Here is a 25,900-nt window from a genome sequence, read left to right as displayed (position 1 = left end):
CTATCGGGCTTTTTCCAAGACGGATCAACTGTGACGGATCAACTGTTCAGCGGAAATCGGGTTGGTAATTCAGTTGCGCACTGCCAGCGCATCGGGTGCGCCATGCGACCATGCGGCCTGCAGCAACTCGTCCAGGCCGCCATGGCCATTGGGATAGAGGTTGACCGCATACCAGTCATTGCCGTCGAGATCGGTACGCTGGATCTCTGTTCTGCCAAAGGGCTCAAGTGCCGCGGCCACGCGCTTGGCTTCGGCGGCGTTGTCAAACGTACCAGCAGCAACATAGTCGGCGTTGGCGGGCGAGGCTTGCGGGCTGGACTTCTTCCACGACCGCAGGATGTCGGCGGGCGACATGCCGCTATCGTCCAGCGCGGCAAAAACATCGGCGCGCCGCACACGTTCATCCGCATAGTTCAGCGAGGCCATGGCGAAGGGCGACTGCGGCGGCAGGCCGATCGCCGGGCGCTCGGGTACGATCGGCCCGAAATTGGGCAGCGCCAGATTGCCGAATGCGGGTGTTTGCGCCGACAGGGACGGCTGCTCGTCGAACGCTTGCCCCGAATTCGTCAGTTGGCCTGGGAACGGTACGGCGGCGGCACCCACGGGCACGCTTGGCGACGGTCCGTTCATGGCCACCATGACGCCGGTTGGCAAGCCATCCGACGGATCCGGAATCCTGTTGCCTGGATGGTAGGAGGCCATCAGGTATTGATCGTCATTGCCGTCGAGCGGTGCGCGGCCGACATATTCGACCTTGACCTTTGCGGTGCCGACCTTGGCGTAGTCGAGCATCTGCGCGGCACGCTCGGAGACGTCGATGATGCGGCCCTCGTGATAGGGGCCGCGGTCGTTGACGCGCACGATAACCGAACTGCCGGTTTCGAGGTTGGTGACGCGGGCATAGCTTGGCAGCGGCATGGTCGGGTGCGCCGCCGTCAGATGCGTCATGTCGTAGACTTCGCCATTGGCGGTCAACCGGCCGTGAAAGGCGTCGCCATACCAGGAGGCCAGGCCGACCTTGGCGTAGCCCTTCTTGTCTTCCTTCGGATAGTACCACTTGCCGCGCACCTGGTAGGGCTTGCCGAGCTGGTCACGGCCGCCGCCGCGGCGCATGAATTGGACGCGCGGGCTGGCCTTCACCCCATATTCGGTTTCGGCGAAATATTCCTTGGAACGAGGCTTGGAATTTACCATGGCTTTCGGCTCAGGCTGCGACGCGCAAGCCGCCAGCAAGGCAGCCGACGCCGCAAGCAGCGTAAGCGTGGAAGCGCGACGAAGACGCTGATGCGTCGTAGCCTGCATTTTCCTGAAAATCCCCTACAGTCTCAATCAAAGACGCCGTCGTTTGAACAGCAGAGGAGCCAAAGCACTCACTCGACGATACCAACGGCGCCCTGAACCCCGATCCTTTGTGCGCAGGAATTGTTTATTACGGTATTAACCGATTGTGGCCGGAACCGGGCAAGATTGTGACGATGAGGGCCGCACGGTGGTCGGCCGCCAAACATGCGCGCTTCACGCATGCCGGTTGACAGGCCTTTGCCAGGCACACTAGAGCATTCGCACGTGACGAACAGTCACTGGAGGAATGGCCGAGCGGTTTAAGGCACCGGTCTTGAAAACCGGCGTGGGTGCAAGCTCACCGTGGGTTCGAATCCCACTTCCTCCGCCATACCATCAATAAAATCAAACAGTTAGGTTAAGTCTTTGGGGTTATCATAACCCCTGGCCTAACGCCGCGATTTACGCCAGCCAGCCGCCCTCGCCTCAGTCTCGCTGCAGAACCACTGCTCACCGAACTCCGGCCGGATGATCGTCTCGCTATAAAATCTCTGGCCAGGCACATGATAGATGCGCTCGCCGGTATTGATCGAGATGTTGCCACTGATATTGCAGCCAACGCCTGCCGACACGGCAGCTACGGCGCTGGTTGATCGACCATAATTGGAAATCACACACCCACTCGAAACTCTTGGCGACACTCTCGGCAAGCGAATCTGCGTGAGTTAGCAGGGTCGTCGTCGTCTTCGGCAGTTAGGCTAGACGTCACGCCTGTGAAGTGACACTTCGGGCACCAGCAGTCTCCATCTCGTACTGGCTGGTAGGTCGCCAGCCGCCACAACCGACCTGCTATTCTTGCGATCTTTTCGGCGATTTCGACCAGTCCACCGTGCAGTGGCAATGTTGAGCTCATCATTGAGGCTTCCCCTTTCCTGAAGCGGGCAGTGCCTGTACAGCGCTGCACCGAATCACACCATAGGAGGTGCCGCCATAGATTCCGTGCCAGGAAACCTTGCGGAAAAAGCCCGCCTAAGCGGGCATTCAAATCAAGGTGGCAGAACTCAAGCAAACTCTGCCGCGAATCGTGGTTCCACGTAGGTGTCGTACAAAGCGAACTGTTGGTCGGGTGCATCCACCTTCAGAGCCTGCGCCAGAGCAACTGCGCCCGCATGGTCGTCAGCCAACTGCCAGTCCACCGGTCCGCCTCTTTCGTCAATCCGAGCAACTTGCGACCCTCTATACAGGCCCCTAACCAGAACGGCATTCCCCTCAAAGTCGGTGATACTATTTCCTCTGAAAACAACTGGCCGCCAATTCGGCCACGCAAACCACGATGCGCCCAGGTTGAGATGGAGTCAAGTCATTGATTTTACTAGGCGTTTTCGTATCTTTTGCGGCGCCAGAATAGGCGTTTTCGCCTACTCTCAAGGCGTTTGCACAACTCGACATGACGTAACGGAAAGACTCAGCTATGTCTGAGGTGCGGCGGACCTGAAAAGGACCGTCTGGCCGGCGCCATTCAGGCAAGCTCCCAGCAGAAGCGCGCCGGCCTTCTTTCAGTGCCTTTAATATTTCATGGCTCGTTGATCAGCCGCTTGATCTTCTTACCTTGATATCCGTAGTCGTCGACCAGCTTCTGGCAGGCCGGCGAAAGCGGTTCCGGCTTGGGGCCGCCGGGAGGCGGTGTGCCGGCAAAGGCCATGGCTATGTCGCCGTTAGATTTAAGCGCGGCGCTGATGTTGCCTTGATTGTCCAGTTCCGTCTGCAGCATCTGCAGTCTCGGAAGATTGATAGATAGCGTCGGGCAGCCATTCAGCCCTTCCATCGCCTCCGAAATCTGCTTCCTTACTTTATCGGCTTTGGTTGCGGCCAGGCATGGCGTCACAGTCATGCAGGCTATCAAGGTGGCAGCAAGTACAGCTTTCATCGCATTTCCCCCTGTCCCGGAAACGATAGTGTCGTAAACTGCCGGGTCACGTCAACGGGGGGCAGCCTCACCCTTGGGATGACTGGCTAACTCCTGCGCTACCGGCCGTAGGAGGCCGCACCGGCCGTTGCGCGTGAAGGTGCGGACATCATGGTCGATGATGATCTGGGAGCGATAGCCGTCGAACTTGATCTCGTGAATCCATTCGTCGCCTTCGGGAGGCTTGTCGACAAGGGTCGGCAGCAGAGGCTCGACGAACTTCAGACGCATGCAGGTCCTCAAACACGAAACCGCGATTCAATCAGCATGCGCTAAAATAATTCCGGAACATTTTAGGCGAATTGAAAGTTCGATGGGAATGACGAAGCTCTCAGACCTTGGCCCACCCATCCCCGGCAAACTGCACGGTGGCGACCTGATCCGAGAGGAAGGTCATTTCTACAACTACCCGAACTGTGGCCAGCGGGTCGATCAGCGCGATTTGCGCGAAGTGTTTGGAATGAAGAGCCCGGGCACGAGCCGCTTGAGCCCGAGACCGAGCGGAACGTTCCGGAATTCCGTAAGCGCAAATAAAAAGCCCGCCGGCCGATGCCAGCGGGCTGATCGTCGGTGGAAACTTTGGACTTCAGGTGGCGGTGGGAGCCGACGGGCCGGCAACCACCCTGGACAGCCGATCTCGCTTGATCAGAACCGGCTTTTCGTATGTCTTCTTCATATAACTGTCCTCGCTTTTCCCTCACCGGAAGAAGTGACCTGCAACGGGGAACCTTGTCAAGGCGCCCGGACCGCCGCAAAACTGGGACATGGCTCCAGAAGTTGACACCGGCGAGCTAATGCTCTCGGATATCGCAGACCCGGTTGCCGCTGCAAAGCCCGCGCGAGATGTCTACGGTCCTGATGCCACGACGGCGGCTGCTTACTGCGCGATGGAAGCGCATTTCGCGGGTCGGACGGCCGACTTTCAATACTGGTGAAGTTCGCGTTCGTGTCGCCATCGCCATGGACCGCATCGCGATCCCAATCGTTCGTCTTGTCGGTGGCCGTTCAGTCAGTGACGGGCGAGGAAAGTTTCTACCGGCCCGACCAGAGCGTCGCCTTCAGCCATGATCTTGTCGTCATCCCAATCCCACCAGCGCAACGATATCAGGTGCTCGATTGTTTCCGGCGGAAATCGGTACCGCAAAATCTTCGCTGGCATCCCGACAACTATCGCGTAGGGCGGAACGTCTTTCGTCACAAGCGCATTCGTCCCGATGACAGCGCCGTCGCCAATCTTTACCCCAGGCAGGACAACGGCGCCGAAGCCGATCCAGACATCGTTGCCAATCTTGACACCGCGCGGCCTTCCCGCGTTTGGCACAGCCGGCGGCCTATCTAGCAGGCGGTTTTCAATCGGAAAGGTCGTCGCCGAATTGGTGGCGTGCTGGCCGGCACACAAGATCCTGACACCGGGCGCGATCGAGCAAAAGGCGCCAAGGCTCAAAGGCGCATCTTTTTCGGCAAACAGTACGTTTTCCGGGTGGATTCCGTATGAGTGGCGACCAATGGTGACGTGCGGCGGCAATCGCTTCTTTTTCTTCGGCAACATTCCCTTAGCGCGCAGCCAAATCTTCCATGTCTTCAAAGTTTTGTTTTGCATAGATGGGAACCCTTTACGAACCGAACTAAGCAAAGCTTACTGCTCTGTCAAACCAGCGCGGCAGCGGAGGTTGCCCGTGCCCGTCATCTCTATGATTCTGGGTAGGGTGGGGTGGGATCGGATTGGCAAAGTCAAAGTATAATTTGGGGAGCCCTCCCCCTATGATGCGGCCGCCCTCTCCTGCCGCATCCGCTCGATCTCATTCTTCATGTCCTGGATCACGTCACGCGTGCCGTACACGGCACCGAAGTCCTGCCGCAACTCGTCGTGTCGGCGGTTGAAATTAGCCGTTTGTGAACGTGCGATGGCAGGCAGTTCAGCAAGATGCCATCCGACTGGAGGGCTTTTTGCCTCGAATCGGCTAGACCTTGAGGCATGAACGAGACCTCCCTTTATGCGCCGGTGAAGCGGTTCCTCGAAAATCTCGACTTCGTCGTGAAGGGGGAAATTGGCGGCTGCGACATCGTTGCGCTGCGCGAGGGTGAGCCGCCGGTGGTCGTCATCTGTGAATTAAAGCTGCAGTTCAATCTCGAACTGGTGCTGCAAGGCGTCGACCGTGCGGCTGTTTGCGACGAGGTCTGGCTGGCGGCGCGCATGTCGGCGCGGGGCAAGGGCCGCGAAAGCGACGCCCGGTTCCGCAACCTCTGCCGCCGGCTTGGCTTCGGCCTGCTTGGCGTGACAGCCAATGACAAGGTCGAAGTGCTTGTCAGCCCCGCCGCACTGCCGCCGCGCAAGAATGCGCGGCGGCGCTCTCGTCTCGTTGACGAGCACCAGCGCCGCCGCGGCGATCCTGTCGCGGGCGGAGGATCGCGCAATCCAATCATGACCGCCTACCGCCAAAGCGCCCTCACCTGCGCCGCGGCGATGGTCGACGGACCCAAACGGCCGCGTGACCTGAAGGCCTTGACACCGATCGCGCCGAAAATTCTGCAGCACAATGTCTATGGCTGGTTCGCGCGCGTCGACCGTGGCCTCTACGATCTCACGGATGCTGGCCGCGCCTCGCTGGTCCGTTGGCCGCAGGCCTCGCACGATGCGCCGCAACACGAGATTTTGATTGCGCCGACCCCCTGAATGCTGGGGGCTGCCGAGCATGAAGCGCCCCTCTTGGTTGATTTTTCAGACAAAATATGCTGCTTGTCCCGCCCATGAAGACACTCTGCATGACGGCCATTGCGTCCCTGACGCTGGCATTCCCGGCCAGCGCAATGGACAACGCCTTGCGCAACGGACTGATGAAACTTGATCCGCAAACACGCCTTGAGCAGCGTTGCGATGCAGAAATCCTGGACCGGATCACCCACGACGATCGCAAGTTCAAGGCCGACCGTGTCGTCGCTTATGCCTTCGCCACACCCGAGATGAGCGCCGATGCGATCAGGAGCACGGGCGCGGCATTCCGCAGCAAGGGACAATGGTATCGGCTGAGATTCAAATGCCAGACGGGGCCGGACCATATGGAAGTCCTGCAGCTCCGCTACCGGATCGGTGACGAGATCCCTGAAGCCGACTGGGCCAAGTACAATCTCTACGACTAATTTTTATAGACTTGCCTTGGCGCAAGCTTGCCTGCAGCGAGTGCTGAGAATCCCCCTGTAATGCCGCTGTAACAAAGTGGTTTTCTAACGTTGTCCGATGCAGCGTCTTGACGTCAGCGGACCATCCCATTAGGCCCGTCTGGATAGTCGACGACCAACACTCGGCGAACAGGCAAGGGGCTTCCAGATCGATGGAAATATTCACTGCCGCGGGCTTATCGGCTCTTCTTCAGGTCATTGCTATCGACCTTGCGCTGGCAGGCGACAACGCCATCGTCATAGGCCTCGCCGCAGCCGGCCTGCCGGCCAGCCAACGCCAGCGGGCCATTCTCGTCGGCATTGCCGCGGCCACCGTTCTTCGCATCTTCTTCGCCCTGATCACGCAATGGCTGCTCACCATCGGCCCCATGCTGCTTATCGGCGGCGGCCTGCTGTTGTTGTGGGTCTGCTGGAAGATGTGGCGCGAATTGCGTGTCAGCCATGAGCAGGAGCGCGATGCCACCGAATCGCTGTCGAACGGCGACTTCGACAAGGACGGCGTCGTTGGCGGCAAGGGTCCGAGCAAGACCTTTTCGCAGGCCGCCTGGCAGATCGTCATCGCCGACGTTTCGATGTCGCTCGACAACGTTCTTGCCGTAGCGGGAGCGGCGATGAACCATCCGACGGTGTTGATTGTCGGACTGGCCCTGTCGATCGCCCTGATGGGCTTTGCCGCTTCGTTCGTCGCGCGACTGCTGCACAAATATCGCTGGATCGCTTATCTCGGTTTGGCGATTATTCTCTACGTTGCGGTGAAAATGCTGCTCGACGGTGCGGTACAGCAGTACCCCGATCACTTCGCGTTCCTGGCGCCCTGGTTCGGTTCAGGGGGGCACTGAGACGCGTTCGGCGGCGCGCCGGTGCCGGTCTTGTTTGCTTGATTGCTGAACCCATGCTATTGCGCCGCCCAAATCGAGCTCCCGCGGGAGCCATGCAAACCGTCATATGTTGAGACTGCGGACCGGATCGATGTTTCCGGCGTCGCGTCCATTGGAAACTTGCCCATGTCCGCCCCTCGCGTCAGTTTCGTCAGCCTTGGATGTCCGAAGGCGCTCGTGGATTCCGAACGCATCATCACGCGCCTGCGCGCCGAAGGCTATGAGATCGCCCGCAAGCATGACGGCGCCGATCTCGTCGTCGTCAACACCTGCGGTTTCCTGGATTCCGCCCGCGACGAGTCGCTCAATGCCATCGGTTCCGCACTTTCGGAAAATGGCAGGGTCATCGTCACCGGCTGTCTCGGCGCCGAGCCGGACGTCATCCGCGAGAAACACCCCAACGTGCTGGCGATCACCGGCCCGCAGGCTTATGAGAGCGTGATGGCGGCCGTGCATGAGGCGGCGCCGCCTTCGCACGATCCCTACATCGATCTCCTGCCGCCGCAGGGCGTCAAGCTGACGCCGCGCCACTATGCCTATCTCAAGATTTCGGAAGGCTGCAACAATCGCTGCACCTTCTGCATCATTCCCGCACTGCGTGGCGACCTCGTCTCGCGGCCGGCGGCCGATGTGCTGCGTGAAGCCGAGAAGCTGGCCAAGGCCGGTGTCAAGGAGCTGCTGGTCATCTCGCAGGATACCAGCGCCTACGGCATCGACATCAAGTACCAGACGTCCATGTTCGGCGACCGCGAAGTGCGCGCGAAATTCCTCGATCTTTCAGAGGAACTGGGCAGGCTCGGCATCTGGGTGCGCATGCACTACGTCTACCCCTACCCGCATGTCGCCGACGTCATTCCGCTGATGGCCGAGGGCAAAATCCTTCCCTATCTGGACATCCCGTTCCAGCACGCTTCGCCGCAGGTGCTGAAGAACATGCGCCGGCCGGCGCATGGCGAAAAGACGCTGGAGCGCATTCGCGGCTGGCGCGAAGTCTGCCCGGATCTCGCCATCCGCTCGACCTTCATCGTCGGCTTCCCCGGCGAGACCGACGACGATTTCGAGATGCTGCTCGACTGGCTGGACGAGGCCAAGATCGACCGCGCCGGCTGCTTCAAATACGAGCCGGTCAAAGGCGCCCGCTCCAACGACCTCGGCCTTGAACAGGTGCCGCAGGAAATCAAGGAAGCGCGCTGGCACCGTTTCATGCAGCGCCAGCAGAAGATTTCGGCGACCCAGCTCGCGAAGAAAGTCGGCAAGCGCCTGCCGGTGCTGATCGACGAAGCGCACGGCACATCGGCAAAGGGACGCACCAAATACGACGCGCCCGAGATCGATGGCTCGGTCCACATCCAGTCGCGCCGTCCGCTGCGCCAAGGCGACATCGTCACCGTCAAGATCGACCGTGCCGATGCGTATGACCTCTACGGTTCCGCTGTCTGAGCCTTTGATCCGTTCTCTCGGCAAATGAAAAGGGCGCCTCGCGGCGCCCTCTCTATGTTCGGTATGTGATGTGCCTTACTGCGGCAGCTTGTCGTCGACGCCTTTGACGTAAAAGTTCATGCCGAGCAGCGTGCCGTCGTCGGCGACTTCGCCGTCCTTCAGCCATGCCGAGCCGTCCTGCTTGGCGATCGGTCCGGTGAAGGGGTTCCAGCCGCCGGCGATCTTCTTCTCGGTCGCCTCGGCCATCGCCTTCACGTCGTCGGGCATGTTGGTGTAGGGCGCAAGCTTGACCGCGCCATCCTTGATGCCGAGCCAGACATTGTCCGGCTTCCAGGTGCCGTCGATGGCGGCCTGGACCCGGCTGATGTAGTACGGACCCCATTCGTCGGTCAGCGAGGTCAGCTGCGCATTCGGCGCGAACTTGATCATGTCTGACGACTGGCCGAAGCCGTGCAGCTTGCGCTCCTCGGCCACCTGCAGGGCGGCGGTCGAATCGGTGTGCTGGACGATGATGTCGGCGCCCTGGTCGAACAGTGCCTTGGCGGCGTCGGCTTCCTTGCCCGGATCGAACCACGAGTTCACCCAGACGATCTTGGCCTTGAAGTTCGGGTTGATCGACTGCGCGCCGAGCATGAACGAGTTGATGCCCATCACCACTTCCGGGATCGGGAAGGAAACGATGTAGCCAGCGACGCCGGCCTTCGATTCCTTGGCGGCGATCTGGCCGAGCACGTATCGGCCTTCATAGAAGCGTGCATTGTAGATGCCGAGATTGTCGCCGGTCTTGTAGCCGGTCGCATGCTCGAACATCACCTTTGGAAACTTCTTCGCGACCTTCACTTCGGCGTCCATGAAGCCGAACGATGTGCCGAAGATAAGTTTGCAGCCCTCGCGCGCCAGGCGCTCGAAGGCACGGTCGGCATCGGGGCCTTCGGAGACGTTCTCCAGATAGGCGGTCTCGACCTTGTCGCCGAGCGCCTTTTCGACCTCAAGGCGGCCCTGGTCGTGCTGGTAGGAGTAGCCGAAATCGCCGATCGGGCCGGTGTAGACCCAGCAAGCTTTCAGTTTGTCGGCAGCCTGCGCGGACGCCGCCAGCGACAATGCCGCTGTCGTCGTCATCAGGGCAATAAGCAGTTTTTTCATCATGTTACCTCTCTGTGTTAAGCCTTGGAGCTTCCCGTCTTTTTATTGTTGTCAACGATCCGGAACGAATGGCTGCCCCAGGGATGCCGGCGTGTTCATCATCGTCAGACGCTTGTTGCGCGAGATTAGAACGAGAACCACGACGGTTGCCAGATAGGGCAGCGAAGAAAGCATCTGCGAGGGCACCGGAATGCCAAAAGCCTGTGCATGAAGTTGGCCGATCCACACCGCGCCGAAGATATAGGCGCCGGCCAGCACCCGCCACGGCCGCCACGATGCGAACACCACCAGCGCCAGCGCGATCCAGCCACGGCCCGCGCTCATGTTCTCGACCCATTGCGGCGTGTAGACCAGCGACAGATGCCCACCGGCAAGGCCGGCGCAGGCGCCGCCGAAGATCACCGAGAGATAGCGGTAACGGATGACCTTGATGCCGAGCGCGTGCGCCGAGGTATGGCTGTCGCCGATCGAGCGCAGCGTCAGGCCAGTGCGTGTCTTGAACAGGAACCACATCACGGCGGCGGTCAGCGCGATCGAGATGTAGAAGATCGGATCCTGGCCGAACAGCAACCTGCCGATCACAGGAATCTCGGTCAGCACCGGGATATCGAGATTGGGCAGCCTGACGCCTGGCTGGCCGACGAAGCTCGTTCCGATCATGCCGGAGAGACCGAGGCCGAGCAGCGTCAGCGACAGACCGGTTGCCACCTGGTTGGTGGCGAGCGACAGCGTCATCACGGCAAACAGCAGCGAGAACAAGGCTCCCATGGCGATCGCCGCAAGCAGGCCGATCCAGGGCGATCCGGTCAGATAGCCGGCGCCGAAGCCGCCGACCGCGCCCATGATCATCATGCCCTCGACGCCGAGATTGAGCACGCCGGAGCGCTCGACCACCAGTTCGCCGATCGCCGCGATCAACAGGGGCGTTGCTGCCGTGGCGATGGTCAGGAGGATGTTGACGGCGATATCCATCAGCGGGCTTCCTTCAGCTTGGGTGCGGCTTCGAGCTGTGCGGCACCCTTCGGCTTGGTCAGTGCGACGCCGATCAGCCGGATGCGGTAGTGGATGAGCGTGTCGCAGCCGAGCACGAAGAACAAAAGCATGCCCTGGAACACCCTCGCCACCTTGTCGGAAATGCCGAGCGCGCTTTGCACCGCCTCGCCGCCGAGATAGGTCAGCGCCAGAACCAGGCCGGCGGCGACGATGCCGAGCGGATTGAGGCGGCCAAGGAACGCAACGATGATGGCGGTGAAGCCATAGCCGGGCGAAATCACCGGCTGCAATTGTCCGATGGCGCCGGAGACTTCCGAGATGCCGGCCAGGCCAGCCAGTGCACCCGACAGCAGGAAGGCGAAGAACACCATCCGGTTGAGGCCGAAGCCGGCGAAGCGCCCTGCCCGCGGGCTCGAGCCCAGCACGCGGACCTCGAAGCCCTTGAGCATGCGGCTCATCAGGATCCAGACCAGCACAGCGGCAACCAATGCGAAGACAAAACCCCAATTGGCGCGTCCGGCATCCGGCATCAGTTCCGGCAGCACGGCGGAGTCGCCGAACTGGATCGTCTGGGGGAAGCCGTGGCCCTGCGGATCGCGCCATGGGCCGCGCACCAGCCAGTCGAGGAAGAGCTGGGCGACATAGACCAGCATCAGGCTGGTCAGGATCTCGTTGGTGTTGAACCGGGTCTTCAAAAATGCGGGTATCGCGGCGTAGGCCGCGCCGCCGACCATGCCGAGCAGAAGCATCAGCGGCAGCACCAGCGGGCCTTCGAACTGCGGGAACAGCACCGGAATGGCCGAGCCGAAGATGGCGCCGAAAACGAACTGGCCTTCGGCGCCGATGTTCCAGATGTTGGCCTTGTAGCAGACCGACAGGCCGACAGCGATCAGGATGAGCGGCGCTGCCTTGATCGCCAGCTCATGCAACTGCCAGACCTGGCTGATAGGCTCGATGAAGTAGATCCGGAACGCGGTCAGCGGATTGACGCCGAGCAGCGCGAACAGAACCGCACCTGCGATGATCGTCAGCGCGAAGGCGATGAATGGCGACAGGGCTGAAAACAGTGCGGAACGCTGCGGGCGTTTGACGAGTTCGAGGCGCATCATGCCGTCTCCAGCGTGTGTTCGGCGTGGCCGGGCTCGGCACCGCCCATCAGCAGGCCGACCTTCTCGAAGGTCGCTTCCGCGATTGGCATCGGCCTGGATAGTTCGCCATTGTGCATGACCGCGATCGCGTCCGATATCTCGAACAACTCGTCGAGATCCTGGCTGATCACCAGCACCGCCGAGCCGCTGCGCGACAGTTCGATCAGCGCTTGGCGGATATGGGCGGCGGCACCGGCATCGACGCCCCATGTCGGCTGGTTCACCACCATGACGCTTGGCCGGCGGTCGAGTTCGCGGCCGACAATGAATTTCTGCAGATTGCCGCCCGAAAGCGCTGCCGCTTCCGGATCCGGCGCGCTCTTGCGCACGTCCATCGCCACGATGATGCGCTGGGCGGCGGCGTAGATCGCTGCGGCCCTGACCATACCACCACTGCTGACGAAAACCTTCCCGTCGGTGGCATGGCGTGACAGCAACAGGTTTTCCGAGAGCTTCATGCGTGGCGCCGCACCATGGCCGAGACGCTCTTCGGGCACGAAGGCCGCACCCAGCAGGCGCCGTCCGGTGATGGTGAGGCTACCAGCGTCCTTGTCGCGGATGCGCACCGAGGCCGCATCCTGCTGCAAGACCTCGCCGGAGACGGATTCGAAGAACTCGCCCTGGCCATTGCCGGCGACACCGGCAATGCCGATCACCTCGCCGGCGCGGACATTGAGGCTGATGTTCTTGAGCGGAATGGAAAACGGCGTTGCCGGCTTGCGGCTGAGGCTGCGGATTTCGAGCAACGGCTGTGCGGTTTCGATCCCTTCGACCGGCGCACGCACCACGGCCTGCACTTCGTTACCCACCATCATGCGGGCCAGCGACGACGCGGTTTCCTCACGCGGGTTGCAGTGTCCAACTACCTTGCCATGCCGCAACACGGTGGCTTGGTCGCAGATGCGTTTGACCTCTTCCAGCCGGTGCGAAATGTAGAGGATCGATTTGCCTTCCGTGCGCAGCCGCTCCAGCGTCTCGAACAGCTTGTCGGCTTCCTGCGGCGTCAGCACCGAGGTCGGCTCGTCGAGAATGATGAGCTGCGGCGTCTGCAGCAGGCAGCGGATGATCTCGATGCGCTGGCGCTCGCCGACCGACAGGTCACCGACCAGCGAGTCCGGATCGAGCGGCAGGCCGTAGCTGAAGGAGAGCGCCCTCGCCTTGGCGGCGATCGAACTGATCGGCGAACCGTCATCCAGTGACAGCGCGATGTTTTCGGCTGCGGTCAGGGCCTCGAACAGCGAGAAATGCTGGAACACCATGCCGATGCCGAGCTTCTTCGCGGCACCCGGGCTGTTGATCCGCACTGCCTGGCCGTTCCAGAAAATCTCGCCGGAATTGGGCTCCAGCGAGCCGAACAGCATCTTGACGAGCGTCGACTTGCCGGCGCCGTTCTCGCCGAGCAACGCGTGGATTTCACCCTTGGCGATGTTGAGATCGATATGATCGCACGCCGTAAGCGTGCCGAATATCTTGGTCAGGCCACGAACCTCAAGCAGGTTCGCCCCGTCATGATCTGCACTCACAGTGCCTCCCATCTGGTTAGCCAGATATGTTCTGTGTTCCCGCAAGCATGGTAGGCGTCGCCGGCTCCCATCGGAAAGCGGCACGCGTCTTGAAAGAGCTTCAAGAATTTCAGCGGAAATTCAAGGGATAGCAAGCCTGGCGGGACTAAGGGATGAGAATGGTCGTCCCTGTTGTCCTGCGGCCCTCGAGGTCAGCATGCGCCTTGCCCGCATCCCTGAGCGCGTAGCGCTGGTTGATCTGGATCTTGACGGCGCCGCTGAGCACGACCTCGAACAGCGCAGCCGCGGAGGCATCGAGGTCCTCGCGTTTTGCGTTGTAGACGAACAGCGTCGGCCTTGTGGCGAACAACGAGCCCTTCTGGGCCAGCAGCGACATCGAAAACGGCGGGATCGGTCCTGAGGATTGGCCGAAGCTGACGAACATGCCGAGTGGCTTGAGACAATCGAGCGAAGCCGGAAATGTGTCGTTGCCGACTGAATCGTAGACGACGTCGCATTTCCTGCCGCCGGTGATGGCCGCGACGCCGGCGACGAAATCCTGCTCCTTGTAGTTGATGACGTGATCGAAACCATGTGCCCTGGCGAGCTCGATCTTGTCGGTTGTACTCGCCGTGCCGATGACGGTTGCGCCGAGATGTTTGGCCCATTGGCCGAGAATGAGCCCGACGCCGCCGGCCGCGGCATGAAACAGGATCGTATCGCCCGCCTTCACTTTGAAGGTCCGGCGTAGCAGATACTCCGCGGTCATGCCTTTCAGCATCATCGCGGCGGCCTGCTCGTCGCTGATGCCTTCGGGAATCTTCACCACGCGGTCGGCGGCGATGACACGTTGCTCGGCATAGGCACCGACATTCGTCGAATAGGCGATCCGGTCGCCCGGCTTCAGCCAGTCGACGCCCTCACCGACCTCCAGCACCACGCCAGCCGCTTCGCTGCCCGGAATCAGCGGAAAACCGCCAGGCGGCGGATAGAGACCGGTGCGGTGGTAGACATCGATAAAGTTGAGGCCGATGGCCGTATGCCTGATCAGGATTTGCCCCGAACCCGGCTGGCCGGGGTCGGTGTCCTCATAGGTCAGAACTTCCGGGCCACCATGGGCGTGGATGCGGATCGCCTTGGGCATGGATTGTGATTCCTCTGGCTGATCAGGCCTTTTTGGCGCCGAGATTTGGAAAGAACTGCATGATCCCACCGATAGAGGCGAGGTAGAGCCCGCTGATGGTGATGCCGATCTTGATGAAAGTGCTGACCTGCTCGCCCAGCACGCCGATCTGGTCGTAGAAGGCGGCAAGTGCCGCCTGCGCAAGCGCAAGCGCACCGAAAGCGCACCACAACAGGGTCATTGTGAGATTGATGCGCCGCAACCGCACCACCCGCACCGGATGAATGAAATTGATCGGCACGAAGGTGAGAATACCGGCCACCACCACAACAGCGAACGAAACCCATTGTCCCGGTTCGATGACAAACAGCGTGAACACCACCATGTTCCAGACCACCGGGAATCCCTTGAAGAAATTCTCCTTCGTCTTCATGCCGGTGTCGGCATAGTAGATCGCGCTGGAGACGACGATGATCGCCGCCGACAGGAACGACAGGCCCTCGCCCATGAAGCCGCGCTGATAGAGCGCGAAGGCCGGGATCAGCACGTAGGTCACGTAGTCGATGATGTTGTCGAGGAGTTCGCCCGACCAGGTCGGCAGGATTTCCTTGACCTCCAGCTTCCTGGCGATCGGCCCATCGATACCGTCGACGAACAGCGCCAGTCCAAGCCACCAGAACATCGCCGTCCAGCGCTCCTCGCTCGCCGCCACCAGCGACAGGAAGGCAAGGAACGAGCCTGACGCTGTCAGCAAATGGACGGAGAACGCCCTTGCCTGTGGCCAGGTGACTTTCTTTTTCGGTCGCGGAATCCGGTCCGTGATCTTCTTGGCGGCTTTGCGTGCCGCCATATTCCTGGCCGCCATGTTCCTGGGCGTTGTGTTTTTGCTCACGGGCCCCGCCAATCCAGCTTGCAGATTTCGGCCGAGCGGCCGGCAAAATTCCAGTTGCGGCCAAAGGCCCGCATCTTGCTCTTGTCGGACCTGGCCACGATGATCTCCGGCGCGATCCAGTATTCCGAATTCGTGATCACCGTATCCTTGTCGCGATCCTTGCCGGCGATTGGCGTGACCGCCCCGTCGATGATCTTCGGTATCTGGAAGATTCGCGTCTTGTCGCGCGTCTCATAGGTGATCGGCACCTGTTCGACACCAAGAGATTTTCCGACCAGGATCGACAGCAGCGACGTTGTCCCGCCGGCCTTGCCGGTGAAGATCTTCGTCAATGCCTTGACCGCGTAGACCGAGGCGCGTTTGTCGATGAAAAGGCCCGCGGTCCAGTTGCCGCGGCTCATGTAACCGGGAATTTCCATGATCAGACCAAGGTTGAGACCGGAGAGGTCGACCTCGCCGAAATGACCGGCATCGATACGGAAACCCGCCCAGGTCTGGCAATAGCCCTCGGTCGGAGGGTGATTGCCGAGCGACAGTACGCAAGGGCAAAAAACCGTGCAATTGCAGGAGAGTACGAGCTCTCCTTTCATTGCCCAGCCCTGATCTGTCATCGAATTTCCCCCACTCACAGCGAGACTACTAGCAGCGCGGCTGCCCAGACAAGCAGTATCGCACCGGCCAGCCGGGTTGGAAGACTGCCCGTCGTCTGTTTTTCAATCAGGGTGAACACGCCGATCAGCGCCATCCAGAAGATGTTCATCACGCCTACGGCAAACATCACCAGCATCAGCGCCCAGCAGCAGCCGACGCACCAGATGCCTTGCACGATGCCGAGCCGGAAGACGCGGATGGGTTTGGCGCTCCAGTTCGAAAACAGGATCGAGAACGGGTTGCGGCATTTCTTCAGGCAGGCTTCCTTGAGACCACTGAACTGGTAGAGGCCGCCAATCAGCAATGCCAGCGCGCCGGCAACGCCAAGCACCGGATCGAAGATCCCGCCGGGCGCAGCGACTGTATGCACAGCCAGCGTCAGAGCCGCAAACAGCATCGAGGCGGCCAACCAGACGCCGAGATAGCCGGCAACCAGCACCAGCGGATGAACGACAGGCTCGCCCTTGATCCGGGCTGTATCAGCGATCTCGCAATAGGTGCGGATCATTGGCGCCGCGGACGGCAGCATCGCCGCGATCGCCATCAGCAACCACATCAGGATGAGCGCCAGGGCACGCGGACCAATGCTGGCATCCAGCGGCGTCGGTGAGAGGCAGAGCGCGAAAAACCGTTCGAGGAAATTGGGCAGCGGCAGCTGTGGCAGACCACGCAGGAGAATGTCGCCAGGCGCGCTGCCTAGAGCCTCGGCGCCGCGAATCGCCATGGCGGCCAACAGCACCCAGGCAAGCGCAACGCCGGCACCGACAACGATATTGACCGTCAAGCGCGGATTGCGCGCGATATCAGCCGTGGCGCGGCCGGCGCGGTCGAGATGGCGGAAATCGTCCTGGTGGCCGGTCATGACACCCGAATGGGCCGAATCGCCGCGTTGATCAAGCCGCATGAACTGACCTATATGCTGCTTGACTGGCGGGCCCTGGTGGGCCGCCTCGCACAGCAAGCCGGAAGCCGACCTTGGAGCATCAGGAAACAGCGCGGATACTGATTGCCGGCACCGGGCCGGCGGGACTGATCGCGGCGCTCGCTTTCGCAGATGCCGGCTTCCCGGTGACGCTGGTCGGGCCCGAGGCGTCAGCACCCGATGGCCGGACAACGGCACTGATGAACCCTGCCCTGAAGGTGCTTGAGCGGCTTGATATCCTCGAAGACATCAAGCCCAAGGCCGCACCCTTGAAGGTGATGCGCATCGTCGATGCGACCAGCCGGCTGATCCGCAGCCCTGTCGTCACCTTCCGCGCCAGCGAGATCGACGAGGAACAGTTCGGGCTGAACCTCCCCAACAGCGTCTTTGGCCCAGCGCTTGCCGGAAAGGTGGCCGCCCATCCCGGGATCGAATGGCTGAGATCGATGGTCAAGACCTGGACTCTCGGCGCCGATAAGGCCGAAGCAATCCTCGCCGACGGCAGCGAGGTTGGCGCATCGCTGGCTGTCGCCGCTGATGGGCGCCAGTCGCCTGCCCGTGAGGCCGCGGACATCGCGACTGCCGCACGCTCCTACCCGCAGGCGGCTCTCGTGCTCAATTTCGGGCATAGCCGCGAGCATGCGTTCACTTCGACGGAGTTTCACACCGAGACGGGACCGTTCACGCAGGTTCCGCTGCCCGGCAATCGCTCAAGCCTCGTCTGGGTGGTGAAACCAGAGACCGCAAAGGCGCTTGCCGCATTGGATGACGCCACGCTCTCGCTGCGGGTCGAGCAGCAGATGCAATCGATGCTGGGCCGGGTGACGGTAGAGCCGGGCCGGCAGATCTATCCACTTTCGACGGTGACCCCCTTGCGCTTCGCGCGACAGCGCGTGGCACTTGTCGGCGAGGCCGCGCACGTATTCCCGCCAATCGGCGCGCAAGGCCTTAACCTTGGCATCAGGGATATTGACGATCTGGTTGGAATTGCAGGGGAAAATCGTGAAGATCCGGGCGCGGCCAAGGCGCTGGCCGCCTACGATTTCAGGCGTCGCCCCGACATTCTGGCACGCAGCAGCGCTGTTAATCTGCTCAACATGTCGCTACTCTCCGACATGCTGCCGGCGCAGATGGCGCGCGGCGCCGGTCTCGGCGTGCTCGGCGGCTTTGCACCGCTGCGCGCCTTCTTCATGCGCGAAGGGCTTCGCCCCGGCAGCGGCTTTGCAGCACTTGCAGGTAGCCTGCGAAAGCCGGTACGGCAACAGTAGCGATCTTGCCGAGTTTATCGCGACATCGCGACATCAATCAAAAACCTTTGCTCCGCATTCTGCGTAGCTTGAAGGCGCTCAAACGCTTCGGGATTGAATTGACTCGGAGTCTGCGCCAAATAAAGTCAAGGAATTCAGTGGTGAGTACGATGAAAACAGCCAAATTCGCTATCGGACAGGTGGTTCGCCACCGGCTGTTTCCGTTTCGGGGCATCATTTTCGACGTCGACCCGCAATTCGCCAACACCGACGAATGGTACGAAGCCATCCCCGCCGACGTGCGGCCGCGCAAGGATCAGCCCTTCTACCATCTGCTCGCCGAGAATTCGGAGACGGAATACATCGCTTATGTCTCGGAGCAGAACCTGCTCGAGGATCGGTCGGGCGAGCCTGTCCGCCACCCGCAGATCAAGGAGATGTTCGACAAGAAGCCGGACGGACGCTACGAGCCGAAACGGCAATCCAGGCACTGAGATCTCGAGCGCTCCTGGAACGAAAAAAGCGGGGCATTACCCCGCTTTTTCTTTAGGATTCGGTTTTGGCCGAGGCCGGTGATCAGTTGGCTGTCTTCGCCTTGTCCTGCTCTTCCTTGAGCTTCTTGGCGAAGTCCTGCTGATTTTTGGCCGCGTAATCCTGAAGCTTCTTCTGCCGGTCCTCGATATCGGACTGCTGCAGCGGCGGGCCGTCATAGGCACCGCTGAAGCCCTGCAACGCGACCTTGATCGGGTTCGGCTGGTTCTGGAAATTGATCGAGGTCAGGGTGATCGCCTGTCCCTTCTTGAAGGCGCCGACGAGCTGGTCGGTCAGCGGTACTTCCGCCACGCAACGGTCGGGGAAGCAAACCACGTATTCAAGCTTCTGCGCCTTGCCCGTGTCGATCTGCAGGCCGATGCCGGCACCGACCAGTCGGCCGGTCGGAACCGTTACCTGGAACACCTTGCGGTTCACCTTGCCCTTCAACTCGATCAGGCTGACGCCAGTGACCAGCTGCCCGTTCTGGGCGGTGGTGATGTTCTGGACGTTGCAGATATCGACGTCTTCCTGCTTGGTACAGGCCTTGAACCAACCCTGTGGAATCTGTTGCTGCTGCTGTGCGGAAGCAGAGGGAAGTCCTGCGCCCAGAAAGCCGATCACGCCAGCGGCCATGACCGACAGGCGGTACGCGTTGCTGTTCAGGCTCGTCATGTCGTGCACTTCCTCTCAAATGATCCCGGGACCGGCTTCTTCGTGCCGTGTGGTCCAGCTACCTGTTGCCGAAATGAGGCAACAGAATGACTTCGGACGGCGTGTTACACTGCAAGTGATGTCGAATCCAGCCCGCCCACTTGTAATTCTTGAAGACCCCATTGGCCGGCAGACGGCTGCCTCATGCTAGGGTGCGCACCGAATCATCAAGCCGACCTGTTAAGGAGACGGTCATGGGCCGCGTTCTTGTTTGGCTGATCACCGCGATATCGCTTCTCATCCTGTCGCCGCCCGCGCTGTCGGAGCCAAAATACGCGATTGCAATGCAGGGCGAACCCGCGCTGCCGCCCGACTACACGCATTTCAGCTACGTTAATCCCGATGCGCCGAAGGGCGGCAGCATTACTTATTGCGTTGTCGGCAGCTTCGATAACCTCAACCCGTTCATCCTGAAAAGCCTGCGTACGACGGCGCGGGGCATGATGGACACGATCTACGGCAATCTGGTCTTCGAGCCGCTGATGCAGCGCAACTATGACGAGCCCTTCGGCCTCTACGGCCTGCTTGCCGACAGCGCCGACATGGATTCTGAGCGCAAGTCGATCGAGTTCCATCTCAACCCAAATGCAAAATGGTCGGACGGCCAACCGGTAACGCCGGAGGATGTGCTGTTCACCTACGACGTCTTCACCGACAAGGGCCGCCCGCCCTACAGCGCTCGCATGAGCCTGATCGCCAAGCTTGAAAAGACCGGTGACCACAGCGTGCGCTTCACCTTCAACGACAAGGCCAATCGTGAAACGCCCCTGATCATCGCGCTGACGCCGATCATCCCGAAACATGCCTTCGACAAGGAGACTTTCGACAAGACAACGCTGAAGCCGGTGGTTGGCAGTGGACCTTACACCATTGCCCAGGTGGCCCCCGGCCAGCGCATCGTGTTCAAGCGCAACCCTGACTACTGGGGCAAGGATGTTCCGGCCAAGCGCGGCTTCGACAATTACGACCAGATCACCATCGAATATTTTCTCAACGCCAACGCCAAGCTCGAGGCCTTCAAAAAAGGTCTCTGCGCCATCGACGACGACAGCGATCCGGTCAAGCGTGAGCGCGATCTCGATTTCCCGGCCTTCCACAGGGGCGACGTGATTGCCGAGACCTTCGATACCGGCATTCCGCCTGTCGTGACCGGTTTCCTGTTCAACACCAGGCTGCCAAAGTTCTCCAACCCGGTCGTGCGGCGTGCACTTGGCATGCTCTACGACTTCGAATGGGCCAACAAGAACCTGTTCGGTGGCAAGTACGCGCGGGCAATGAGTTACTGGCAGAACTCCGAGCTTTCCGCGCTCGGTCACCCGGCCGACGACAGGGAAAAGGCGCTTCTGGCACCCTACCCCGGCCGCGTACCGGCCGATGTCATTGACGGTACATACCGACCACCCGTCACCGATGGTTCAGGTCAGGACCGCAAGGTGCTGAAAGCTGCCTTCGATCTGCTGAAAAGCATCGGCTATAATGTCAAGGACGGGACGATGCTCGATCCCGGCGGGCAACCCTTCGGTTTCGAGATGCTGGTTGCTTCGCAAGATGAGGAACGCTTGGCCGGCATCTATCAGCGTACGCTGGAGAAGATCGGTATCAATATCACCATTCGCAGTCTCGACGGTGATCAGATCCAATCGCGCAAGCAGCGCTTCGATTTCGAGACTTCTGATCGGATCGAGCGGCTTCAACAATTCACTCTCGCCCGGCTTCGAACAGCTCGGGCGCTGGGGATCCGAGGCGGCCAAGGCCGAAGGTTCCTTCAATCTTGCCGGGGTCGCCGACCCGGCGGTTGATGCGGCGATCGAGGCAATGCTGCGTGCTCGTTCGAAGGAAGACTATGTCGCGGCCGTGAGGGTCCTCGACCGGCTGCTGATCTCGGGCAACTACATGGTGCCGACCCAATACAACACCCAGCAATGGATCGCCTATTGGAGCTACTTGGAACATCCCAAGAAGACATCCATATTTGGCTATCAACTGCCGACCTGGTGGCGCAAGGCTAACTGAAGATTCGGGAGATCGAGATGAGCGAATTGAACGCCATCACCGTTGATGTGGTGTCCGACGTCGTTTGCCCCTGGTGTTTCATTGGTCAGAAACGGCTCGACAAAGCGATATCAGCTGTTGGCGACGCCGAGGTGCATATCCGCTGGCGGCCGTTCCAGCTCGATCCGACCATTCCGCCGCAAGGCAAGGACCGCCGGGAGTACATGCTGACCAAGTTCGGCAGCGAGGAGCGCATTCGCGAAATCCATGCCCGCATCGAACCGCTTGGCGAGGCAGAGGGCATTTCCTTCGCCTTCGATGCCATCAAGATAGCGCCAAACACGCTCGATGCGCACCGCCTGATCCGCTGGGCCGGCGCTGCTGGCGAAGCCGTGCAAAACAAGCTGGTCCGTCGCCTGTTCCAGCTGAATTTCGAGGAGGGCGCCGATATCGGCGACCATGCCGTGTTGGTCGAAGCCGCCCGCGAGGCCGGCATGGACGCGTCCGTGGTCGCCACGCTCTTGCCGACCGACGCCGATGTCGAAGCGGTGCGCACCGAGATCGCCACGGCGTCAAGCATGGGCATATCAGGCGTGCCGTGCTTCCTCCTCGAAGGCAAATATGCCGTGATGGGAGCACAGGACGTCGACACGCTGGCTGATGCCATCCGCCAGGTGGCGGCCGCCAAGGCACGCGGCGAACTGGAAAAGGTCGGCTAAGGTCCGTGGCCTCCGCGGGCACTGCAGCCTATCGCACCGTCACCTTGGCTTTGCTCACGAAGAACCCGTGACCATTGCTGCCCGTGCAGGTCAGCCCCTTTGTCGACGACTGGCAGGTGAACGGCCCCTGGCTCCAGCTGTTCCCATAGTCAAGCTTGTCTACGTCGCTGCAACAGCTCTGTTCACCGGGGTTCTTGATCAGGGTGGCCGGCCCTTTCGGGCCGAGGATTACGGTCACGTAGCTCGGTTCAACCCGGGAGCAGCTCAGCTCCGGACCGCCATCCAGTGGTGAATAGGTGCTGGTGCCGCCTTTCGGCGTGTAGATGCAGCCGATGTTGCCGGAGGGAGCATTGAACTCGACCTGTCCTTCCGAACTTGCCGGAATGGATTGATCGCCGGCATGCGCGAGAGGCAGCCAAGCGAAAAGCAAGAGGATTGCGGGTGCGGCTGCGCGTGCAAGCATCGGAAAGCTTCCTTGTTGGAGAACCTGATACGCATTGGTGCCGACAGCTCCGGAATAGGTTCAACCTCATGTGCATATTTTGTCAAACGGCACTCTTCGCATGACGATCTGGGCATGACGATCTGGTGAATCGCGTGGCGGCAGGCTCTGCGCTATTGTCCCAGTGCGGTTCATGGATGGGGGACTTCAATGCTCATGGAACTCCGAGGCGTTTCATTCTTGCTGCTTTGCCTCACGGCCCTGGCAAGCCCGCAGCTCATATCGGCAGCAAACGCCGAGGACGCGGTGATGACCGCCAGTTTTGACGGTAAACCGTGGACGGCATCCTTCGCTCAAGGCACGACCCTGGAGATGGCCGGCAAGCCGGTGCTGAACCTGTCGGGAACTCAACAGGGCTCGCCGACGATGACGTTCAATTCCATGCTCGTGCTCAAAACGCCTGGCGATTATGTCGGCATCTACAAATTCGGCGGCGGCTTTCCGGCCAATGGCGGCAACTTCAATATCCTCGATTCCGGCGCCATGGTCGGTCATCTCAGGTTCAAGAGCGGTGAAGTGGTGATCGAGACGTACGACCCCGCCGCGAAGACCATCTCGGGTCATTTCTCGGCCTCCGGCAAGGACGATGACGGCAAGCCTGGAGAGATCTCGGACGGCATTTTTTCGGGCGTTCAGGTCAGTCCGCAATAAAAAGTCGATCGGTTTGGAGGATTTTTGATTCACAAAACCGTGTGAATAGCTTCCCCTGGGGAAGCTTTTGAATACTTGCGTCGGCCATGTTCAACGCTCTGAAATCAATATAAAAAATCTGATTTTCATCTACCGTTTCAAAGGCAATTCAGCGCTGAATTTGTTGCCTCACGGCAACGGCTTCGGAGGCAATCCGGCCGACCGGGTTTAAAAATTAATGGAAAATGATCAATTGGTGTTACCATCCGTAACAAAACAAAAAAGGTTTGGGCGGGATCGTGATTCGGATCGGCAGACGATCGCAGGAGTCAGTACCGGATAGACTACAAAGCGATGCCCCAGGGCGGTCGCAACTAACGCCGGTATCCTCGATGCGCAGTTTCTGGGGCCTGATGAAGGCCTACTGGGTCTCGGACAGGTGGAAAGAAGCCTGGACGCTGACACTGGTGATTGCGCTGCTCACGGCGCTGTCCAGCAAGGCGGGCGTCTGGTTCGCCGAAGCCTCGGGTGAACTGGTCAACTCGATCGCCTTCTTCCATGACGCCGCCAACACCACGCCGCTGCGGACACTGCTGGTCAATGCCGGCATCCTTGTCCTGCTGGTCGTGCTCAAGGATGCCGGCTTCACGGGCATCCGCAATCTTGTCTCGGTGACCTTGCACCGCAAATGGCGCGGCTGGCTGGACAGCCGTTTCAACGAGGCGTTGCTGGACGGCAATCACACGCATTTCCACGCCCAGCATGCTTCGACCGGCGCCGGCACGTCGGCTCCCGACAACATCGACCAGCGCATGCAGGAATTGATCAAGGACATGACAGGTGGCGCTATCGGCCTCGCCATGGGTGTGCTTGGAGTTGCCACCTCACTCTATTTCGTCGGCCAGAAACTGCTCGAAACGTCGGTGGAGGTGAAGGGGCTGGAATTCCTTGGCAGCTACGGCAGTGCCGTCCTGGCCTTCCTGGCAGTCGCCACCTATGTGCCGCTGAACACCTGGATCGCGGTCAAGCTCGGCGGCCTGCTCGAGCGCCTGAATATCCGGATGCAGCAGGCCGAAGGCAGCTACCGCGGCGAACTGACGACCTTTCTGCGCCGCAGTTTCCATGTCGCGGCATCGCGCGGCGAAGGCGTGCAGAAGACCATGCATCGCCGGCTCTATGTTGATATCGACGGAACCTGGTCGCGACTGAACATCGTCAACACCGTCTACATGTCATTCGAGCTGATCTACAATTTCATCGGTGCCCGCATTGTCGCGTATGGGCCGGGGCTGGTGCCGTTCATCCACAATGGCCTTGATCTCAAAGGCTACATAACCGGCTCCGAACTGGTCAATTCGCTGATCGGCCAATGTTCGTGGTTCATCCATGTCATGCCTGCCATCGCTTCGCTGCGTGCCAACAGCCAGCGTGTCACCGAACTCGCCAACGCGATCGAGAATGTCCAGCATCCTCAGGACTTTTACAGCCAGACCGGTCAGTCGGACTTCCACTATGCCAGCCAGAATCCAGTTTTCGGCCTGACCATCCAGAAGCTCGAACTGGCGCATCAGGGCGAGGACGCAACGCCCTTCCTCAGTGCCGCCAATTTGCGCTTCCGGCGCGGCGAATGGACCTTCCTGAAAGGCGAATCCGGTTGCGGCAAAACCTCGCTGATCAAGGCGATCAACGGCCTCTGGCCTTATGGCCGCGGCACCATCGTCTTTCCCGACAGCGTGAAGAGTTTTTATGCCGCCCAGGAGGTCAAGCTGCAGCAAGTGTCGCTGAAACAGCTGGTCTGCCTGCCCGGCTCCGAATTCGACCATGGTGATGCTCAGGTCGCGTCCGCCCTGCACAAGGCCGGCCTCGGCGACTTCATCAAACACATGGCCAATGAGAACCGCGAAGGCAAAAGCTGGGACCAGGTCCTGTCGGGCGGCCAGAAGCAGAAGCTGGTGGTGGCTCGCATCATCCTGCAGCAGCCGGGACTGCTGTTCCTCGATGAGGCGACCGGTGCGCTCGACCCGGAGGGCAAGATTGCCTTTCATCAGGCGATCAAGGACAACTGCCCCGATGTCACAGTGATCAGCGTCATGCATGAGGCGGTGGCGCCGCGATCGGCCGCCGGCACCGAGTTCTACCACTCAATGGTCCTGATCGCCGACGGTGTCGCCAGCAAGAAGCCGCTGGCGCCGGCCTTGCCTGTCGAACTCACCACGATTCTGGCCCAGCCACGGCCGGTCGAGGACAAATGGCTGCGTTTCTCGCGCCGGCTGAAGCAGAAATAACGATGAATTCACCGTGGCTTGCCGCATCTGGCGGCAGCCGACGATCACAGTCTCGCGATCGGAGCCATCAGGCGCCGTTTTCCCTCCCCACCGCGATTGACTCGGCAAGGCGCGCTCCTATGTTGCGCCGGCTTGCTGACAGTCGAATCCGAACCCGCAAGCGG

The 25,900-nt window shown here is 60.6% G+C and carries 24 protein-coding genes, 1 tRNA gene and 2 pseudogenes; 11 read left to right on the top strand and 16 right to left on the bottom strand.

Going from position 1 to position 25,900, the window contains the following annotated elements; genetic code table 11:
• Positions 1-69: 69 nt before the first annotated feature.
• Positions 70-1,302 carry a septal ring lytic transglycosylase RlpA family protein gene (locus tag ACZYHG_RS23325; protein WP_464610568.1) on the bottom strand — a complete coding sequence of 411 codons (1,233 nt, stop codon included), beginning with the start codon at positions 1,300-1,302 and terminating at the stop codon, positions 70-72.
• Positions 1,303-1,582: 280 nt separating this feature from the next.
• Here ACZYHG_RS23325 and ACZYHG_RS23320 point away from each other — a divergent pair.
• Positions 1,583-1,672, top strand: a tRNA-Ser gene (locus tag ACZYHG_RS23320).
• 58 nt (positions 1,673-1,730) lie between these two features.
• On the opposite strand, the gene ACZYHG_RS23315 is transcribed toward ACZYHG_RS23320, so the two are convergent.
• The 5 genes and pseudogenes from ACZYHG_RS23315 to ACZYHG_RS23295 all read right to left on the bottom strand — a co-directional run bounded on the left by ACZYHG_RS23315 (position 1,731) and on the right by ACZYHG_RS23295 (position 4,847).
• Complete coding sequence (locus ACZYHG_RS23315) at positions 1,731-1,955, bottom strand: sunset domain-containing protein (protein ID WP_464610567.1); 225 nt, start codon at positions 1,953-1,955, stop codon at positions 1,731-1,733.
• A gap of 899 nt (positions 1,956-2,854) precedes the next feature.
• Complete coding sequence (locus tag ACZYHG_RS23310; protein WP_464610566.1) at positions 2,855-3,208, bottom strand: hypothetical protein; 354 nt, start codon at positions 3,206-3,208, stop codon at positions 2,855-2,857.
• 123 nt (positions 3,209-3,331) lie between these two features.
• A pseudogene (locus tag ACZYHG_RS23305) lies at positions 3,332-3,478 on the bottom strand (ATP-dependent DNA ligase); the annotation flags it as partial.
• Positions 3,479-3,833: 355 nt separating this feature from the next.
• The gene (locus tag ACZYHG_RS23300) at positions 3,834-3,923 is read right to left on the bottom strand and encodes a putative RiPP precursor (protein ID WP_464610565.1); all 90 of its coding nucleotides are present in this window, start codon (positions 3,921-3,923) and stop codon (positions 3,834-3,836) included.
• 333 nt (positions 3,924-4,256) lie between these two features.
• The gene (locus ACZYHG_RS23295) at positions 4,257-4,847 is read right to left on the bottom strand and encodes a CatB-related O-acetyltransferase (RefSeq protein ID WP_464610564.1); all 591 of its coding nucleotides are present in this window, start codon (positions 4,845-4,847) and stop codon (positions 4,257-4,259) included.
• 375 nt (positions 4,848-5,222) lie between these two features.
• Here ACZYHG_RS23295 and ACZYHG_RS23290 point away from each other — a divergent pair, with 375 nt between their 5' ends.
• The 4 genes from ACZYHG_RS23290 (at position 5,223) to rimO (ending at position 8,742) form a co-directional block, all read left to right on the top strand.
• Positions 5,223-5,921: a DUF2161 domain-containing phosphodiesterase gene (locus ACZYHG_RS23290; RefSeq protein WP_464610563.1), complete on the top strand. Its 699-nt coding sequence runs from the start codon at positions 5,223-5,225 to the stop codon at positions 5,919-5,921.
• 56 nt (positions 5,922-5,977) lie between these two features.
• On the top strand, positions 5,978-6,385 hold the full coding sequence (locus tag ACZYHG_RS23285) for a DUF930 domain-containing protein (protein ID WP_033838844.1): 408 nt from the start codon (positions 5,978-5,980) through the stop codon (positions 6,383-6,385).
• 191 nt (positions 6,386-6,576) lie between these two features.
• Positions 6,577-7,263, top strand: coding sequence for a TerC family protein (locus ACZYHG_RS23280; RefSeq protein WP_027028943.1), 687 nt, complete (start codon positions 6,577-6,579; stop codon positions 7,261-7,263).
• 165 nt (positions 7,264-7,428) lie between these two features.
• Positions 7,429-8,742, top strand: coding sequence for a 30S ribosomal protein S12 methylthiotransferase RimO (gene rimO, locus ACZYHG_RS23275; protein WP_464610562.1), 1,314 nt, complete (start codon positions 7,429-7,431; stop codon positions 8,740-8,742).
• A 75-nt stretch (positions 8,743-8,817) separates the two neighbouring features.
• On the opposite strand, the gene ACZYHG_RS23270 is transcribed toward rimO, so the two are convergent.
• The 8 genes from ACZYHG_RS23270 to ACZYHG_RS23235 form a co-directional block, all read right to left on the bottom strand.
• Positions 8,818-9,885, bottom strand: coding sequence for a BMP family ABC transporter substrate-binding protein (locus tag ACZYHG_RS23270; protein WP_464614771.1), 1,068 nt, complete (start codon positions 9,883-9,885; stop codon positions 8,818-8,820).
• A gap of 51 nt (positions 9,886-9,936) precedes the next feature.
• On the bottom strand, positions 9,937-10,857 hold the full coding sequence (locus ACZYHG_RS23265; RefSeq protein WP_464610561.1) for an ABC transporter permease: 921 nt from the start codon (positions 10,855-10,857) through the stop codon (positions 9,937-9,939).
• Positions 10,857-11,987: an ABC transporter permease gene (locus ACZYHG_RS23260; RefSeq protein WP_464610560.1), complete on the bottom strand. Its 1,131-nt coding sequence runs from the start codon at positions 11,985-11,987 to the stop codon at positions 10,857-10,859. The genes ACZYHG_RS23265 and ACZYHG_RS23260 overlap by 1 nt, the downstream gene beginning before the upstream one ends.
• A complete protein-coding gene (locus ACZYHG_RS23255) occupies positions 11,984-13,561 on the bottom strand; it encodes an ABC transporter ATP-binding protein (RefSeq protein ID WP_464610559.1) in 1,578 nt (525 codons plus the stop codon). Before ACZYHG_RS23255 ends, ACZYHG_RS23260 begins: the two co-directional genes overlap by 4 nt.
• Before the next feature lie 133 nt (positions 13,562-13,694).
• On the bottom strand, positions 13,695-14,672 hold the full coding sequence (locus tag ACZYHG_RS23250; protein WP_464610558.1) for a quinone oxidoreductase family protein: 978 nt from the start codon (positions 14,670-14,672) through the stop codon (positions 13,695-13,697).
• Positions 14,673-14,694: 22 nt separating this feature from the next.
• Positions 14,695-15,501, bottom strand: a complete 807-nt coding sequence (pcsA, locus tag ACZYHG_RS23245) for a phosphatidylcholine synthase (RefSeq protein ID WP_464614770.1) — start codon at positions 15,499-15,501, stop codon at positions 14,695-14,697.
• A gap of 38 nt (positions 15,502-15,539) precedes the next feature.
• The gene (locus ACZYHG_RS23240; RefSeq protein WP_464610557.1) at positions 15,540-16,154 is read right to left on the bottom strand and encodes a DUF1326 domain-containing protein; all 615 of its coding nucleotides are present in this window, start codon (positions 16,152-16,154) and stop codon (positions 15,540-15,542) included.
• A 14-nt stretch (positions 16,155-16,168) separates the two neighbouring features.
• Complete coding sequence (locus ACZYHG_RS23235; RefSeq protein WP_464610556.1) at positions 16,169-17,098, bottom strand: DUF2182 domain-containing protein; 930 nt, start codon at positions 17,096-17,098, stop codon at positions 16,169-16,171.
• A 71-nt stretch (positions 17,099-17,169) separates the two neighbouring features.
• Between ACZYHG_RS23235 and ACZYHG_RS23230 the strand changes: the two genes are divergently transcribed.
• Complete coding sequence (locus ACZYHG_RS23230) at positions 17,170-18,384, top strand: UbiH/UbiF family hydroxylase (protein WP_464610555.1); 1,215 nt, start codon at positions 17,170-17,172, stop codon at positions 18,382-18,384.
• Positions 18,385-18,533: 149 nt separating this feature from the next.
• Positions 18,534-18,857, top strand: a complete 324-nt coding sequence (gene hspQ / locus ACZYHG_RS23225; protein WP_056577259.1) for a heat shock protein HspQ — start codon at positions 18,534-18,536, stop codon at positions 18,855-18,857.
• A gap of 82 nt (positions 18,858-18,939) precedes the next feature.
• Here the strand turns inward: hspQ and ACZYHG_RS23220 are convergent, their stop codons facing one another.
• Entirely contained in the window at positions 18,940-19,569 is a 630-nt protein-coding gene (locus ACZYHG_RS23220; protein ID WP_464610554.1) for an invasion associated locus B family protein, read from the bottom strand.
• Positions 19,570-19,802: 233 nt separating this feature from the next.
• On the opposite strand from ACZYHG_RS23220, the pseudogene ACZYHG_RS23215 reads away from it, so the two are divergent.
• Positions 19,803-21,621, top strand: a pseudogene (locus tag ACZYHG_RS23215) (extracellular solute-binding protein).
• Positions 21,622-21,638: 17 nt separating this feature from the next.
• Complete coding sequence (locus tag ACZYHG_RS23210) at positions 21,639-22,319, top strand: DsbA family oxidoreductase (RefSeq protein WP_464610553.1); 681 nt, start codon at positions 21,639-21,641, stop codon at positions 22,317-22,319.
• A gap of 28 nt (positions 22,320-22,347) precedes the next feature.
• Here the strand turns inward: ACZYHG_RS23210 and ACZYHG_RS23205 are convergent, their stop codons facing one another.
• A complete protein-coding gene (locus tag ACZYHG_RS23205) occupies positions 22,348-22,782 on the bottom strand; it encodes a hypothetical protein (RefSeq protein ID WP_464610552.1) in 435 nt (144 codons plus the stop codon).
• A 288-nt stretch (positions 22,783-23,070) separates the two neighbouring features.
• On the opposite strand from ACZYHG_RS23205, the gene ACZYHG_RS23200 reads away from it, so the two are divergent.
• Both ACZYHG_RS23200 and ACZYHG_RS23195 read left to right on the top strand, forming a co-directional pair.
• Positions 23,071-23,472 carry a DUF6252 domain-containing protein gene (locus ACZYHG_RS23200; RefSeq protein WP_464610551.1) on the top strand — a complete coding sequence of 134 codons (402 nt, stop codon included), beginning with the start codon at positions 23,071-23,073 and terminating at the stop codon, positions 23,470-23,472.
• 371 nt (positions 23,473-23,843) lie between these two features.
• Entirely contained in the window at positions 23,844-25,736 is a 1,893-nt protein-coding gene (locus ACZYHG_RS23195; RefSeq protein ID WP_464610550.1) for an ABC transporter ATP-binding protein/permease, read from the top strand.
• The last annotated feature ends 164 nt before the right edge of the window (positions 25,737-25,900 follow it).

It is taken from the genome of Mesorhizobium subarcticum (genome assembly GCF_055456085.1).
This window is presented reverse-complemented; position numbering and strand designations above follow the sequence as displayed.